Genomic DNA, 15454 nt, shown 5'->3' on the forward strand with positions numbered 1-15454 from the left:
CCTTCGGCCGGCTCCTGCTCACCGCATCCGGCATCCGAACCGGCGTGACCATCATCCTCGCCGCAGCCGCGACATGCCTGGCCGCCGCCCTGGTCGCCGCCCCCGCGCCAAGGATGACTCGGCCGCCCGTACCTGAGCAGCACACGGCCGCCACCGCGGCCGGTGTGGCCAAGGGGGCCGGGCAGTGCCACCGCGCGGCCGGATATCCTCGGCGACCAGCCGGTCGTAGGCCGGGCCGTCTCCGGTCGCCCGTGACGGCCTACGGGCTGCCGGTCGTCACTACTGATGCCCTCCTGCCGGTGACATCTCGTCCCTCGTCATGACAATCGGCCGAACGGAGAACCCATGACACCCAAGCTGGTCATCTTCGACAACGACGGCGTCCTCGTCGACAGCGAACCCACCGCGCACCGCGTGCTGTCCGAATACCTGACGGAACTGGGGTTCCCCTTCACTGTGGAAGAGTCCTACCGCTACTTCCTCGGTAACGCCGCCCGCACCGTCCACACGGTTGTCGCCGACCGATACGGTGGCACGCTCCCCGCCGACTTCACCGCACGCTGCCACGAGCGGGTGTTCACCGCCTCCAGGCAGGGGTTGGCCGCCGTCCAGGGCGCCCGCGCCGTCCTGACCGAGTTGCGACGCCGCGGCATCCCCTACTGCCTGGCGTCCTCCTCCGATCATGCCTGGATCGACCTCACCCTCGACCGTACGGGCTTGCGCCCCCTGCTGCCGTCCGAGGTGGTCTTCAGCGCCCAGGACGTCGGCGGCGTCGGCAAGCCCGCCCCCGATCTCTTCCTCCACGCGGCGGCCTCGTTCGGCACGGACCCGCGTGACTGTCTGGTCGTCGAGGACAGCCCCAACGGCGTCCGCGCCGCGAACGTCGCCGGCATGCGCGTGGTCGGCTACGTCGCCCTGACCCCTGCGAGCAGGCTCACCGGAGCCACAGCGCTCATCACCCACCTGACCGGGATGTTCGACCACCTCGACGACGGTCTGCGCGGCTCGGAGACCGAGGCCATGCCGGTCGCAGCCCCGGAACCCGAGGGTTGATGCTCCGGCCCCGCAGCAGCCGCAGGCGACATCTGCCCGCACATCGGCCGCGCCCGGCTCGGCTACGACCGCGCCCGCGTCCTGCTGGAGAAGTACGCCGGGCTCGACCTGCACCAGCTGCGCCACAGCGCCGCCATCCACCTCGACGCGGCCGAGGTCCCGCTGCTGGAGAAGCTCGGCGCGGCCGAGGAGCCGCCGCTGACGAAGGGGGACGCCGCCGACCGTGTGGGGCGTCGTCGTCACCTGCGAGTCGGAGGCCGAGCAGGTCGAGCGCCGGCCGCCGAAGGCCCCACCGTCCGGGCCCTCATGTAGCGCTGGACTCGCCTGGCTCTCTGTCTTCATCGGCGCCTTCGGCGGGCGGCTGCGCCAAGCGAAGCGTCCGCCCTCCCGTGCCATCCCACGCCTCCTTCCAGGCCGTCGGCCATATCCTCACCACGTCCTTGGCCACCGGCGCCAGTTGCACGCCGCCTAACGCCGCGGTCTCCAGTCCCACCGCCCTCTCGAACAAGGCACTGTCGGTGAAGGTCGCCCCACCGAACCAGGCATCGCTGTCGAAGGTCGCTCCTGCGAACCAGGCACCAGCGAAAGTTGCGCCACCGAACCAGGCGGCACCAACGAAGGTCGCCCCGGTGAACCGAGCAGCGCGGTCGAACGTTGCTCCCTCGAACTGGGCGGCGATGGTGAAGGTGGCCCCCGCGAAAGTGGCGGCTCCGGTGAAGGTTGCTCGCTCGAACCAGGCGGCACCATCGAAGGTCGTTCCGCCGAACCGGGCGGCTCCGTTGAAAACGGTCCCGTCAAACATGGCGTCGCCGACGAAGGTAGACCCAGCAAACGTGCTGTCACCTATGAAGACGCACTCGGCGAACCGGGCTTCGCTGATATGGCAGCTACGGAGGTCGAGGTCAATGAGTGTTGCGCCGGAGAGGTCGATGCGGACGCCTGGCCAGTGACGGGCGTTGAGGTCAGCGGGGCGAATCCGCAGCCAGGGACGTGCGGCCGGAGGGTGATGGCGCAGATGATCGGCAAGGATGCGCTGGGCGGCCAGGCGGACCTGCCGCTCCTCCTGGGGGTCACGGCCGGCGGGCTCCGAAGTGGTTCCCTCTGTGGGCGGAGTGAACGGCATGCGCAGGTAGGCGCAGATCACGTCCACGATCGTCTGCCGAAACCCGGGATCAGGCGTGCCCTGGGCGAGCTGCTCCAGCGCGTACAGTCCCCCCAGGCGGACTGGGGCCTGGGGGCTGCCGAGCTGCTCGACGGCCTTGCTGTAGCGGTCGGTCACGTGGCCGCGCTCGCCGAGTTGGAAGGAACGGCGGGCAGTGTCGGCGTTGCGCGCGGTGTAGAACACCGCCAGCAGAGCAGCCAGCCCGGTGGCCACGGCCAACACCCTGCCTCGGACCGCGTCCAGAGCCGCCGCCAGATCCTTGCCGGTCAGTCCTGTCACCCCGTCGATGTTCTCAAGTATCCAGCGCGTCCCTGGGCCCAGCATCCAGACGATCGATGCCACCAGTGCACCACCGATCATGGGGATCACGATCGAAATGGACTTCTTCGCCATGGGCCCGATGATGCGGCCGGAACCGAGCTCAGTGGACGCCGAGTGACGCGATCGTGACCCCTGGAAGGATCCTCGTGCGCGCGGACATCACCCGCACCACCCCCGTACGCCGCACCGCCCGCGTCCTCCAGCTTCGGGGCATGTTCGACGTGCCGCTGGAGGGGAGGCTGACCAACTCCTGGTCAGCGCACCTGCCCGTCCGGCGCCGGGAAGACCACGCCGGCCCGCGGGCTGGGGCCGGGCCGGCTGGTCGAGGCGCACGCCTGGGGGACCGGGCGCTCGTAGAGCCGGTTCCGGTCGGCGTTCGGGAGTTCCCTGAACTCGTCCGCATCCTGGGCAAGGGCAACAAGGAACGCGACGGGTACGTGCCCGACGACGTCGCCGAGCTGATCGCCGCGTGGATCAGCGTGCGCGGCCGGACCCCGTGGCCCTCGACGTCGACGACCTCGACCTGCGCAACCGGCGCGCCAAGGTACGGCGCAAGGGCGGCGCGGTCGACGTCATCGTCTGGCGCACGGCCACCGCCAGGCTGCTGCCCCGCCTGCTCAACGCCCGCCGCGCCGGGCCGCCGAGCTGTTCGAGAGGGCCACCGTGGAGCTGCCCGGAGGCCCGTATACGCTGCACCCGCCACAGCGCCCTGACCCACGCCGCCGAGGATGGCGCAACACCTCTACCCTGCTCGCCTACTCCGGCCACACCTCGGTCACCTCGCTGGTCCGCTACGCTCGCGTTTCGCCTTAGGCGCCAGCACGCTGGCAGGAAGGACGCGACCCGGCGTCTCGTCGGGGTTGACCGAGCGCAGCGTCACGGAAGTCACGCTGCGCTACCCGGCGGCTGGGGACACGGTCGGGAGAAGACCTCCTCACCGGCTGCTGTCGCGCCGCGACATCCGCCCCTGCGGGAGCGGGCGCTGTGGCGGATGCTCCATGAGACCGCCGCCCGGGCCTGCGAGATCCTGCACTGGCTGGAGGCCCTCACCATCCCGCTACTGCTCACCGCGATCGCTGTGGGTCCGGCCGGCAGGCCCGTCACACCGGCCGCCCTGACCTGCCGATGTCACAGCGGTAGACGCTCGGGCCCAAAGACGGTCCTCGCCCGGTCCGCGTAAGGACCAGGCGAGGACTCTCCCGTCGATCTCCGTCAGGGGCAGTAGCGGCCTATGGGTCGGCTCCTCCGGCAGGACTTCGACGTGCCGGTCGTGATCGTCGTGGTCATGCTCGCTCGAAGTTACCTCCAGGGTCGTCGAAAACAGGCGGGTGCAGGGGCGGGCCAGATGGGAACGAGCTCGGCGAGGTAGCCCATACCTCGGCGACCCACACCCAGCAGCCGCCTCCCGACAGATCCCGGACGAACGCTGACCGGCGGCCGGCCGAAGGTGGAGTCCCGGGCCTGTCCGCGACGGTGATCCACCGTGATGCCGACTGCTCGTCGGCCGTCGGGCCCTGGAAGCTCTGGGAACCCTCCGGCGACTCAGCGACGCGACAGATGCCGAGGCCGCCGGTGGCGAAGAGCTCACCGAACGGTGAGCCGCGTCTATTGGTGGGGGATGTCTACGCCGGCGGAGCGCAGTTTCGCCTCGACCAGCGTGGTCAGCTGGGCCATGGCCGACCCCTGGTCTTCGCCGTGATGGTTGAGCAGGCCGTATCGGGTGACGTCAGTGCGGGCCTGGAGGCCGCTCGAGATCGCGAGCAGTGCGGGGTTGGCGAGGAAGCGGTCGGCCACGGCGGTCGCGAGTTCCTCGATGCGGGGGTCGTCGGGCGCCAGGTCCTTGGCGGCCCAGCATTCCTTGTTCAAGGCGACGAACCGAGTGTCGTCGAGGACGTGCTCGGCCTTGGTGAGATAGTCGTCGAAGCCGTCGGGGACCAGGGCCCTGGCCAGCACCATGCCCTCGCGGTAGGCCGCCACCTCATCCGAAGTGAAGCCGAGGTCGGCGGCCCGCTCCAGCAGCGCGCAGGCCCGGTCGGGCAACAGGGCCCGGTCACTGTTGGCGAGCCGGTCCAGCGAGTCGCCGCGCGCGATCAGCTCCTCGATCCGCTCGGTCAGCCGCCGTTTGACCTGGGCCAGGTGGACGGCGAACCGCTCCGGATCGGCATCGAGCAGGGCCGCGATCTCGGACAGCGGTACGCCGGACTCGGCCAGTGTCCGGGCCTGGACCAGCCGCAGCAGGTCGGACGACCTGTAGCGGCGATAGCCGGAAGCGTCCCGGCGCGGTTCGTCGACCAGGCCGAGCCGGTGGTAGTGGCGGACGGTCTTGATCGTGACGCCGGCGAAGGCCGCCGCCTGGCCGATCGTGACGCCGCCGGTCATGGTCATCAGCCACTTTCGCGGGTGAGGGCGGCGAGCTCGCGTGTGGCCTCGGCGATGGCGCGGAAATCCTTGCGCACGATCGTGCCGTGGTTGCCGGCGACCTTCGCGCCTATCGTGAGGTTCGGGTTGCGGGCGAGCACAGGGTTGAGAGTAGTGCGCATCTGCTCCTGCTCGTCATTCTTGCTTCCCAGGGCTTCCCCCGAGCCGACCACATACCGGACCGGCACCGTCAGGCTGTCGAGGACCGGTTCGAGGGCGGCGTGCAGGATGTGGGCCTCGATGTTGATCTCGGCATGCTGTGCGGCACTCATCCGCGCGGCGTTGCCGATGAGGCGCGCCATCGGCAACGCCCATCGGGCCCTGTGGAACAGCCGCCGGATGCGTTCGTGGCCAGCCTCGTCGGTCCACCCGGACGGAAAGGGGCCGTCGACCCCGACCACGCCGGCGACGCGGCCCGGATGCCGGGCGGCCCAGTGGACCCCGAGCAAGGCGCCGTAGGACCAGCCCACCAAGAGCGGTCGCTCCACCCGCCTGGCTTTCAGGACGGCGTCGAGATCCCGGACGCAGGCCTCGAAGGAGTAGTCCGCCGACTTCTTCGATCTGCCGCGAGCCCGCTCGTCGTAGGTGATGTGCCGCCACCCCGGCCCCAGGGCGTTGATGACGGGCCGCCAGTGCCGCTGGCTCGCGTAGGAACCGTTCAGGTAGACCACGGGGATGCCTGACCCGCCGGTGTCGGTCACGGCCAGTGCGGTGTCCTCCACCGGCAACAGGCCCTTCCAGCCCAGGTGGGCAGCGTTCGAGTTCGTCATGCCGCCAGCGTCACCCTTGACCTTAGGGTCAAGGTCAAGTCGCGCCTCCGTGAATTCCGGCACGACAGGTGCGCGGCCTCCGAGGCTGGAGGACTCTGTCGCGGTTCGCGATCCCGACCCCGAAGGCGAGGAAGGGGGTTCCCCGCCGGCCTGTCACAGTTGTCGCGCGGGTCTCCTTCACCACCACGCCGCCCATCGACCCCGGCTACCGGCCAAGATCTTCTGGGGTGCCGCCGGAATACGGCAGAAACGGGCCGCATCCGGCTGACCCGAAAGAACACAGTCCTGCCCGGTCACTGTGGGCGTTTCGTCCTCGATCATCGGAGCGGCGGCATCGCTACCCGTCGTCCCGCCGCCGGTGGGAGAGGCACGCCACCGCTCCGAGGACGGAGGCGGCGGCGACCGCTGCCGGATCGTCGCCGCCGCGCAGCCGCTCGAGGGCCGCAACCGCCTGGTCGCGGCCGACGTCACCGGTGAGCAGCCCGACCGCGATCCGGTACCGCACCCCCCGATCGCCCTCAACGGCGAGCCGCGCCAGCAGCGCCCCGGCCGAAGCGTCCAGTGCGGCCCGCCCCCGAACCCGGAGATCGCCGTCCTGAAGCGCGTCGTCGAACGCCCCGGCGAACATCCCCGGCGCCCGCAGCCGGGCGAGCGCTTCGAGAGCGACCATCCGGACGGGCGTTCGAGCCGACTCGGGTGGATCGTCATGGTCCCGATCATCGAACTCGCCCGGATCCCGCACGAGAGGCGCCACGAGCGCCGCGTCGCCGGAGTCCCCGTGCGCCGCGAACCACCGCAGCGCCTCGGCCCGCATACCTGGATCGGCCGCCGACAGATTCGCAAGCATCTCCGCCCTCACGCGTCCATGATCCCTCCAATGACGGGAATCGGGGTCCCGGTGCAAGCCATCTGACCGCCGCGAGGCTTCTCTACTGCCTGCGGCGATGTGCTCGCACGGCCCGTTTCTGCCGTATTCCGACGGCACCCCTACTGCGGTTGTCTTCCATCGCCGCCATCGGCTGCAGCCCTGCCTCCACCTACGGCCAGCGCATGACCTATCTGCGCAAGGTGGCCGACAGCGGGGTGGACACCTACAAGCTGCTCTACTCCCAGGAGGCCCAGATCGACAAGGTGCGCTGCCAGCGCGCCTTCGTGGGCAATGGCGTATTCGACGACATCCCAGACGACGTGGCTGGCGGTGGAGAGACAGCAGAATGGCGCGGCCAGGTGAAGGAGTTCTTCGTCGACTCCTGCATCAGCGGCAAGCCCAAGCCCGTCCCCGGCGATCTGCCCGACCTCACTGCGACGCAGCCCTCAACCACGCCGTCTCCCGCTGTGCCGTCAACGGCTACCCCGCCCCCTACCCGCCAGCCAGCTGGATCGACCGGCGAAAGCCGCGGGACCACAGGCTGCCTGTGGTCCCGTGGTGGTCCAGCGTTTCACCCCTGACTTCCCGCTCGTCGCTGCTGATCGAGCCCGCTGTCGGCATCTCAGCTACGTGGATGCGCAGGTCCGACGACGAGTCGAGGAGTTGTGCGACACCTTGGCCTGGCCCATGCCACGGGTCCGGTCGTCACGGCCCAATGCGATGGCGGTCGGAGGACTCCAGCAACACACCGCATGGCGTAGCTACCTAGCTTGGGCCTGTCCGGAGTTGTGATCAATGGTGTCGGGTTCGGGCCGGTAAGGGGCTGTGGGCTGGGAGAGCACCCCCGCGGGGTGCGACGCGCTGTCATGCCGCCCGCAGGCGCCGCACAGCCCGCCGGATCGCGGTCGGAAGGAACCCCGCACCGACGCTGACCGCGGCCGCCGCGACGGCGAGCAGGGTCGACCGCCAGGGCCAGGCCGCCCCGGTGAGCGTCAGGTGGGCGGAGGGGTACTCCGAGAACTTCGCCGTGACCTGGGCCGTGGAGCGGTCGCTGTGGCGGGCGAGGTCACGCAGGACCGGATCGAAGCCGAACTCACCGGCATGCCGTCCCCCGCCGGGCAGTTCGACGGCCAGCTTGTTGCGGTGCGCCCAGGTGCGCAGCGACGTGTCGACGGTCGACACATCCGCGACACCCGGCACCACGAAGCGGTCCACTCCGTGGGAGCTGGAACCCGTCGGCTGGGCGATCAGGACGAGGCCGTGACGAGTGGTGACTGTGCCACGGCTGCCGAGGACCACCGTACGTGCGCTGAAGGACACCCCGCCGTACGCTTCGAAGGCGGCTGCGGCGTCGATCTCATCGACGCCGTCGACCAGGCCGATCCCCACCGTGGAGCGCAGCCAGGGGAACCCGGCGTTCAGCGCGTACGGCAGGTCGCCGAGTGTGAGGTGGTTGGCCGGGATCGTGGTCGGCCCGTCCAGAGTCCAGCCCGGATACGACAGGCCCTTCCCGATTCGGGCGGCTTCGCCGTTGCCTGCCAGTTCCTCCACGACCCGTAGGGCTCCGACCGTACCGGAGGTGACGCCGGCGGTGGTGGTGACCCGGCCGTCCGCCACATACCGCTGGCCGCGCTTCCAGTTCACCCGGGGGTAATTGCGCTGGAAGGAGCCGATGTTGGACCAGAAGGAGGTCGCGTCCCGGCCGTCCAGCAGGCCGGAGGCCGCCAGCAGCTCCGAGCCCGCGCACACTCCCAGAACACGCGCGCCCTTGCGGTGCCGGTCCACGATCCACTCCCGCAGCCGCGCCTCCTTGGCGCCGGCCGGTTCGGTCACCGCGGGCACGACCACCACATCGGGCTCGGGGATCACTCCCGTGCCCACCTCGGCCAACGTGTGGTCGGGCAGGAGATGGGCTCCGCCGGACAGCGGGGAGACGCGGCGCTCGGCTGCCACCGTGTAGACGAAGAACTTCTCCGACTCGGCGAACACCCGGTACGGCGCCATCACGTCGGTGGCCACAGACCCCTCGTTGCTGACCACCACGGCCACCGTGATCCGGCCGGTCGGCACGGCCGGCCCGGTCGGCCACGCACGCGCGTCCGATGCGGTCGTCGGTGCGGGGGCGAAACTGTCCGCCATCGACATGCTCACCCCCGCGAAGGCGATCCCGGCGAACGACGCCACCGACAGCGCCGTGCCCATGAGCACCCAGCCCGCACGGCGGACCACCCAGCGCCCCCTCTTCAATCTTGACACGACATACCTCCATAAAGCGGTCGATTGATGGCGGTGCGGCACACGCAACCGCCCCCATGGCGAGAACAAGAAAGGAAGTGGCCGAGGGCAGGCGTCGGGAGCCGTTCCCAGCGGGCGTTTCAGCCGGCGGGGCGCAACTGCGTGCGGAGCCGGGACGGCGGAATGCCGAAGCTCGCGGTGACCAGGCGGCGCAACTGCCGTGCGTCACGGAAGCCGCAACGGGCAGCGACCGTCTCCACCGTCAGGTCGGTGTCCGTCAGCAGGGCACGGGCCCGTTCCAGGCGCAGCCGGCGCTGGTAGGCCAGCGGAGTGATCCCGGTGGCCGTGGTGAAGGCCCGCGTCAGACCACGCGGCGACAGATGGGCAACGGCGGCGAGCTCGTCGAGGGAGTGCGGGGCATCCAGGTTCTGAGCCAGGTGGTCCTGCACCCGGTGCACGGCGGGCTGCACATGGTCGCGGTAGCGCAGGAACGGGCTGATCTGGGCGGCATCGCCGTCCCGCCGTAGATAGAGCACCAGCTCACGGGCGACGGCGGCGGCCAGTTCCGGGCCGTGGTCGCGTTCGACGAGGGACAGTGCAAGGTCGATCCCGGAGGAGATGCCCGCGCTGGTACTGATGCGCCCGTCGTGGACGTACAGGGCCGCCTCGCGGACCCGGGCTGCCGGATACCGCTCGCGCATCGCTCCGGTCAGCGACCAGTGCGTCGTGCACGCCCGGCCATCCAGCAGCCCCGCCTCTCCCAGGGCCGCGGCGCCGCTGCACACCGATGCCACCCGCGCCCCCGCGTCATAGGCCTCCCGCAGCCATCGCACTGCGGCGCTCGACACCAGTCGGTCGGATCCGGTCAGTCGTGGCCCCGGTACCAGCACCAGATCACCCGGTCCCGCCTGCGTCGCCGCGAGCGCCTGGAGCCCAGCGAGCTCCAGCCCCTGCGCCGAGCGCACCCCACCGGTCTCGGCGACGTACTCCAGCCGGTAGCAGCCGCCCAAGTGGGCTGCCGCCCAGAAGACCTGGACCGGGCCGCCGAGATCCAACAGGTTCACCTCGGGCAGCACCAGCACGACCACCCGTCCCGTACGCCCGCTCGTCACGTCACTCACACGGACACAGTAGGCAGGCTCCACCGATGCCCACGAGGGCAACCAGCGCCGGAGACCGGACGGATCAGGCACTGCGAGGTCCGGCCCCTTGATCAATTCTCGGGGACGCAGGAGCCAGGTAGGCGGGCGCGTCGGCGGGGACCAGCACCGTGTCCCTGGCCAGGTCCTCCACCGTGACGTCGGCGCGCCGGGCGAAGGGGTGCCGCGCGGAGACGGCCAGCAGGCGGAGGTCGCGCAGCAGGGCGGGCTCGACAGGTCGCTCTCCCGGACGGGCAGCTCGGTGATCTGCAGGTCGAGTTCGTCGCCCCGCAGCGCACGGAAGGCGTCCGCGGAACCGGAGCCGCGTGAGCACCCACAGCTCCGCGCGCCCGAGCTCCACCCGGACCTCCTCCAGGCCCGGAGGCAGGGGCGGCCTGAGGCGTCGGCGGTCGTCGAGGGGGACGAGGTGCGGCGGTTGCTGGGCGAGGTGCTCTAACAGTCGACATCCACGCCGTACGCGACTGGCGCCAGGCCCGCGGCGTCGGCCTGCGCGTCCTCTCGGGACCCCTGTCCAACTTCCATGACCTCGCGGCCAACGGCGCCACGACCGCGCCGCTCATCAACGTGATCACCTCGGTCGGGCAGTTCCGGCGCGACACGCAGAACGAGCTGACCGTCGAAGGGATCGCCGCCGCCGAAGCCGAAGGCCGCTGCCGCGGCCGCCCGCCCGCGCATGTCCCGACCCAGTGCCCTGCCGAAGCGTCCGGCTGAGTTACTCGCGGGTCCCGCCAACGGCTGTCCGCAGGTTCAACCCGGACTCATGATTCGGGCAGCAGTCCTACTGCTCGCAGCCCCTCTTCATAGCCACCCTCGGAACATGCCCAGAATCGCTCGGCGGCGGCGATGACCGCCAGGCGCTCGTATGTCGTCCATGCTTCGATCATGTCCAACAGGGCGTGCCCTTCCTCCGCCCATACCGCTGCCGCCCCCAACGCGATCACTGCCTCCACTTCCTGTGCCAGCAGGCGCGTGTTGGCCAGGCGGTCGGTGGAGTGCATGCCGTTCACCGCGTCCGCGACCAGCAGAGCTTGACGCGGGGTGAGTGAAGGTATCGCCGTCATGCGCCGGCACGTGCACGTACGGCACGCAGCGCCTCCGTCAGTGATTCGGCGGTGGGGGCGCGTTCCGGGTCGATGAGACGTTGCAGGATCAGCCCCGTCAGCAAGGTCAGGTAGAAGGCGCCGACCGCCCGCTGCGTCGCTGGAGGCGACGTCCCTTCAGCGAGCCAGCAGGTCAATTCCAGGCGTGCGGCCTCCTGGGCGTCGGCCAATGCCTGGCGCAGCTGTGGCCTGCGCTCGGCCTGAGCGAAGACTTCGATGCCGGCCACGAAGACTGGGCGGTGGAGGTCGAGCAGCTCGATCGCCTGCTGCCACAACTTCCCATCCCCCTCGCGTGGCACTTCGCCCGCCATGGCCTGGCGCAGCTTGTCGGCCCACTCGGCGGTCGCCTCGATCATGGCGTCGGCCAGCAGCGCGTCCTTCGATCCGAAGTGGTAGCCGATGGAGGCCAGGTTGGCGCCGGAAGTCCTGGCGATGTCGCGTGCCGTGGTGTGCGCGTAGCCGCGTTCCTGCAGGCAGCGTTTGGCGCCCTCGATCAGCTTGTCTCGCTCCTTCATTCTGCCACCCTATCCAAACAAACGTCACAAACGCATGTTTTGTACAAATGTTTCAAACATGTGTATGGTCATCGGCATGGCACAAGCAACCGCAGCGGCTACGGCCGCGAGCGACTTCAGCCGCCTGTCCAGACTCATCCGGCAGGCCGGGCTCCTCGACCGGCGCCCCCGCCACTACCTGATCCGGATCACCGCCGTCGCAGCCGCCTACCTTGCGGGAGCGGCAGCGTTCCTCTGGCTGGGCGACTCCTGGCTCCAGCTCCTGCTGGCCGTCTACTTCGCGATCGTCTTCGCGCAGGTCGCCCTGGTTCTGCACGATCTGGCTCACCGGCAGGTCTTCACCGATCGCCGCCCGAGCGAGATCCTCGGGCGCCTCGGCGGCAACCTCGCCATCGGCCTCGGCTACGGCTGGTGGATGAACAAGCACACCCGCCACCACGCCAACCCCAACCACGAGGAACTCGATCCGGACGTCACACCCGACGTCCTCGTGTGGTCACAGGAACAGGCACGCAACGCGCGCGGCCTGGCCCGGCTCATCGGCGGCCGGCAGGCGTTCCTCCTCTACCCGCTGCTCCTGCTCGAAGGGCTCAACCTGCACGTCAGCGGTGTGCGGGCACTGCGGCAGCCCTGGATGAAACAGCGCTTCCTGGAGGGCGCGCTGCTGTTCGCGCACTTCGCCTGTTACCTGGGTGTGCTGGCTTGGACCCTGTCACCGGGCAAGGCACTGGTCTTCCTCGCCGTCCACCAGGGGCTGTTCGGCGTCTACATGGGCTGCGTGTTCGCCCCCGGCCACAAGGGAATGCCGACCCTCACGGGGGAGGCCAAGCTCGACTTTCTACGCAAGCAGGTGCTCACCACCCGCAACGTGCGCGGCGGCCGGTTCACCGACATCGCCATGGGTGGGCTCAACTACCAGATCGAACACCACCTGTTCCCCAACATGCCCACCCCCAACCTGCGCCTGGCGCAACCCATCGTGCGGGCCTACTGCCGGCAGCTCGGCCTGCCGTACCACGAGGTCGGCTTCGCGGCCTCGCACGCCGAGGCCCTGCGTCACCTGCACCAAGCCGGTGCACCCCTCCGCGAGAAAGGTCGTTCATGAAAGCCGGACGCAAGCAGTGGGTCGGGCTGGCCGTCCTGGTCCTGCCCGTGCTCCTGATCTCCGTCGACCTGCACGTCTTGTCGTACGCGCTGCCGTTCATCAGCGCCTCCCTGGCGCCGAGCGGTGCCCAGCTGCTGTGGATCATCGACATCTATCCGTTCATGCTCGCCGGGCTGCTGCTGCCGATGGGCACGCTCGGTGACCGGGTCGGGCGGCGGCGGCTGCTGATGGCGGGGGCCGCCGCGTTCGGGGCCGCCTCCGCGGTCGCCGCGTTCTCTCCCGGTGCCGACCTGCTGATCGTCACCCGTGCCCTGCTCGGGGTGGGTGGCGCCACATTGATGCCCTCGACGTTGTCGCTGATTCGCAACATGTTCCACGATGACGGCCAGCGCCGCGTCGCGATCGCCATCTGGACCGGCGCGTTCGCCGGCGGCGCGATGCTGGGCCCGCTGATGGGCGGCGCGTTGCTCGAGCACTTCTGGTGGGGGTCGGTGTTCCTGGTCAACCTGCCGGTCATGGCGCTGCTGCTGGTCCTGGCGCCGCTGCTGCTGCCCGAGTCGCGTGACCCGCGTCCGGGCAGGTTCGATCTGCTCGGAGTGGCGTTGTCGCTGGGCGCCATCCTGCCGACGATCTACGGGATCCAGCACATCGCCCAGGACGGCCTCGGCTGGGCGCCGGCGCTGGCCGTCGTCGCCGGGCTGACGCTGGGGGCCGCCTTCGTCAGGCGCCAGCGCACGATGGCCGATCCGATGCTGGACGTGCGCCTGTTCGGCAGCCGCGCCTTCACCGTCTCGATCGGCGCCAACACCCTCGGGGTCTTCGCGATGGTCGGCTCCAGCCTGTTCACGACGCAGTACCTGCAGATGGTCATGGGCGCCAGGCCGCTCATCGCCGGGCTGTACGCGCTGCCGTCGGCGGGCATGGCGATGCTCGCCGCCGGGCTCGCGCCGATGCTCGTCCGCAAGGTCAGGCCGGGCCTGGTGGTCTGCACCGGGCTGCTCGTCGGCGCAAGCGGTTTCATGCTGCTGTCCCGGCTGGACGTGACGGGGCAGAGCGGTCTGCTGATCGCCGGGATCATGCTGATGGCCGGCGGCGTCACGCTCGTCCTGACGGTCTCCTCCGACCTGATCATCGCCACCGCTCCGCCGGAGCGCGCGGGATCGGTCGCCGGGCTGTCACAGGTGGCCACCGAGTTCGGCGGCGCGCTCGGCATCTCCCTGCTGGGCAGCATCGGCACCGCCGTCTACCGGGGACACCTCGCCGAGACGGGCGCTCCGTCAGCGGCATTCGACACTCTGGGCGGCGCCCTGGAGTCGGCGCGGCACCTGACGGAACCGGCCGCGACCACGCTGGCCGCCGCCGCCCGCGAGGCCTTCACACAGGGCCAGCACTACGCCATGCTCGCCGCGGCCGCCGCGTTGTGCGTGATGGCGGTGCTCGCTCCCGTCATGCTGCGTGCCGTACGGCAGGCGAAGGGCACCCCGCCGCCACCCCAGGACCGGCACGCCGGCCGCCACGCGATGCGCTGAAGAGGCCGCTTGCCACGGCAGGCGGAAGGGGGCGGGCCGGAACGAGGTGGGCGGAACAGGGCCGCTGGGGCGAGAAGCCTGGAGTGGGGCGGCTGGAGTGGGGCCGAGCGGTCAGGCGGGTGCCGATTCCCCGTCTCCCGCCGCCTGGGCGACCGCGCGGAGGCCGGTGGCCAGATCGTGGGCCGCCGGGGCGTTGTCGGGGTCGATCTGCCAGCGCACCAGCAGCCCGATGAACAGCGTCAGCAGCACCTGGGCCGCCGCCTCGTCGTGCCCGGGGAGGCGCGCGCTCAGCTCCCGCTGGGCCAGCGCCTGCCCCTCGGCCAGCCTGGCCCGCACATCAGGCAGGTGAGAGGCCTGCGCGAGCGTCTCGACATTGGCCCGCCAGACGGTCGGGTTGGTGCGGAAGGACTCGATCAGCTCACCCCAGAAGGCCTCGAACCATTCCTTGGAGTCGTCGGGGAAAGCCTTGAGGATCTCCGCGACCGCCTCGCCGGTCACCTCGATCATGGCCTGGGTGAGCAGCGCGTCCTTGGAGCGAAAGTGGTAGTTGATCGCGGCGAGGTTGCTGCCGGAGACGGCGATGATGTCGCGCACCGTCGTGCGGGCATATCCGCGCTCGGACAGACACTGCTTGGTCGCGGCCAGCAAATCCTCAGGAACTCCCACGTGATGATCCTACCAACGCCGCAAACAAGCGTTTCAAACATCCGTAGCTCACGGTGTAGCCGGTATCGGGCGAAAGGGGAGGAGGCGGCTCACCATCGGGCAGGCCCAGCACCTGCGCGGTCTTGGCCAGTCCGTCTGGGGTCAGTTTCAGGAGCTGAGGGCCTTTCCCGGACCCTCTGCGGTGCCGGCGTCAGCCAGGTCGAGACCGTGCTCAACGTCGTCGGACTCGGGCGGGTCATCCAGAGCGGTTCGCCGGGCTGGTCGGGGTCCTGCTGAACGATCCCCTGATGTTCGGCTACTGCTACACGCAGCTCACCGACGTCTTCCAGGAGCAGACCGTACGAGCAAGCTGGACGTGTCCCGGATCCGCGCGGCCCAGCTCCGCCCCGCCGCCACCGAAGCCGCCATAGGGGGCCACCGAGGTGGCCGCCGGGGCGGCCACCTCGGAAGCACCTGGCTAGTGGCCCGTCACCGAATCTTGGACGGGTAATTGATCTCCAGCGGTGAACCCGCCAGGCTTGCTGCCTCTTCGATATTGGGAGGTGGTCGTGG

At 70.1% G+C, this 15454-nt stretch carries 15 protein-coding genes; 6 read left to right on the top strand and 9 right to left on the bottom strand.

What is annotated here, in order from left to right:
• Positions 1-345 precede the first annotated feature (345 nt).
• Positions 346-1053, top strand: coding sequence for an HAD family phosphatase (locus AB0J46_RS50480; protein WP_364344191.1), 708 nt, complete (start codon positions 346-348; stop codon positions 1051-1053).
• A gap of 304 nt (positions 1054-1357) precedes the next feature.
• Here the strand turns inward: AB0J46_RS50480 and AB0J46_RS50485 are convergent, their stop codons facing one another.
• The 4 genes from AB0J46_RS50485 to AB0J46_RS50500 form a co-directional block, all read right to left on the bottom strand.
• Positions 1358-2608: a pentapeptide repeat-containing protein gene (locus AB0J46_RS50485; RefSeq protein WP_364344194.1), complete on the bottom strand. Its 1251-nt coding sequence runs from the start codon at positions 2606-2608 to the stop codon at positions 1358-1360.
• 1533 nt (positions 2609-4141) lie between these two features.
• Positions 4142-4921, bottom strand: coding sequence for a MerR family transcriptional regulator (locus AB0J46_RS50490; RefSeq protein ID WP_364344197.1), 780 nt, complete (start codon positions 4919-4921; stop codon positions 4142-4144).
• On the bottom strand, positions 4921-5724 hold the full coding sequence (locus AB0J46_RS50495; RefSeq protein ID WP_364344200.1) for an alpha/beta fold hydrolase: 804 nt from the start codon (positions 5722-5724) through the stop codon (positions 4921-4923). Before AB0J46_RS50495 ends, AB0J46_RS50490 begins: the two co-directional genes overlap by 1 nt.
• 337 nt (positions 5725-6061) lie before the next feature.
• Positions 6062-6583, bottom strand: coding sequence for a hypothetical protein (locus AB0J46_RS50500; protein WP_364344203.1), 522 nt, complete (start codon positions 6581-6583; stop codon positions 6062-6064).
• A 191-nt stretch (positions 6584-6774) separates the two neighbouring features.
• On the opposite strand from AB0J46_RS50500, the gene AB0J46_RS50505 reads away from it, so the two are divergent.
• On the top strand, positions 6775-7173 hold the full coding sequence (locus AB0J46_RS50505) for a hypothetical protein (RefSeq protein ID WP_364344206.1): 399 nt from the start codon (positions 6775-6777) through the stop codon (positions 7171-7173).
• Positions 7174-7456: 283 nt separating this feature from the next.
• Here the strand turns inward: AB0J46_RS50505 and AB0J46_RS50510 are convergent, their stop codons facing one another.
• On the bottom strand, positions 7457-8848 hold the full coding sequence (locus AB0J46_RS50510) for a DJ-1/PfpI family protein (protein ID WP_364344209.1): 1392 nt from the start codon (positions 8846-8848) through the stop codon (positions 7457-7459).
• 119 nt (positions 8849-8967) lie between these two features.
• Positions 8968-9948 carry a helix-turn-helix domain-containing protein gene (locus AB0J46_RS50515; protein WP_364344212.1) on the bottom strand — a complete coding sequence of 327 codons (981 nt, stop codon included), beginning with the start codon at positions 9946-9948 and terminating at the stop codon, positions 8968-8970.
• Between the two features lie 199 nt (positions 9949-10147).
• On the opposite strand from AB0J46_RS50515, the gene AB0J46_RS50520 reads away from it, so the two are divergent.
• Together AB0J46_RS50520 and AB0J46_RS50525 are read left to right on the top strand one after the other, a co-directional pair.
• Positions 10148-10423 carry a hypothetical protein gene (locus tag AB0J46_RS50520; RefSeq protein WP_364344215.1) on the top strand — a complete coding sequence of 92 codons (276 nt, stop codon included), beginning with the start codon at positions 10148-10150 and terminating at the stop codon, positions 10421-10423.
• A gap of 128 nt (positions 10424-10551) precedes the next feature.
• Positions 10552-10698, top strand: coding sequence for a hypothetical protein (locus tag AB0J46_RS50525; RefSeq protein ID WP_364344218.1), 147 nt, complete (start codon positions 10552-10554; stop codon positions 10696-10698).
• 47 nt (positions 10699-10745) lie between these two features.
• On the opposite strand, the gene AB0J46_RS50530 is transcribed toward AB0J46_RS50525, so the two are convergent.
• Together AB0J46_RS50530 and AB0J46_RS50535 are read right to left on the bottom strand one after the other, a co-directional pair.
• Positions 10746-10985: a hypothetical protein gene (locus tag AB0J46_RS50530; protein WP_364344221.1), complete on the bottom strand. Its 240-nt coding sequence runs from the start codon at positions 10983-10985 to the stop codon at positions 10746-10748.
• 59 nt (positions 10986-11044) lie between these two features.
• A complete protein-coding gene (locus tag AB0J46_RS50535) occupies positions 11045-11602 on the bottom strand; it encodes a TetR/AcrR family transcriptional regulator (protein ID WP_364344224.1) in 558 nt (185 codons plus the stop codon).
• A gap of 76 nt (positions 11603-11678) precedes the next feature.
• On the opposite strand from AB0J46_RS50535, the gene AB0J46_RS50540 reads away from it, so the two are divergent.
• The gene (locus AB0J46_RS50540) at positions 11679-12707 is read left to right on the top strand and encodes an acyl-CoA desaturase (RefSeq protein WP_364344227.1); all 1029 of its coding nucleotides are present in this window, start codon (positions 11679-11681) and stop codon (positions 12705-12707) included.
• On the top strand, positions 12704-14236 hold the full coding sequence (locus AB0J46_RS50545; protein WP_364344230.1) for an MFS transporter: 1533 nt from the start codon (positions 12704-12706) through the stop codon (positions 14234-14236). The genes AB0J46_RS50540 and AB0J46_RS50545 overlap by 4 nt, the downstream gene beginning before the upstream one ends.
• A gap of 111 nt (positions 14237-14347) precedes the next feature.
• Here AB0J46_RS50545 and AB0J46_RS50550 read toward each other — a convergent pair whose 3' ends face one another.
• Positions 14348-14902 carry a TetR/AcrR family transcriptional regulator gene (locus AB0J46_RS50550; protein ID WP_364344233.1) on the bottom strand — a complete coding sequence of 185 codons (555 nt, stop codon included), beginning with the start codon at positions 14900-14902 and terminating at the stop codon, positions 14348-14350.
• Between the last annotated feature and the right edge of the window lie 552 nt (positions 14903-15454).

The sequence above is a fragment of the Nonomuraea sp. NPDC049758 genome, from assembly GCF_040674635.1.
GTDB lineage: Bacteria > Actinomycetota > Actinomycetes > Streptosporangiales > Streptosporangiaceae > Nonomuraea.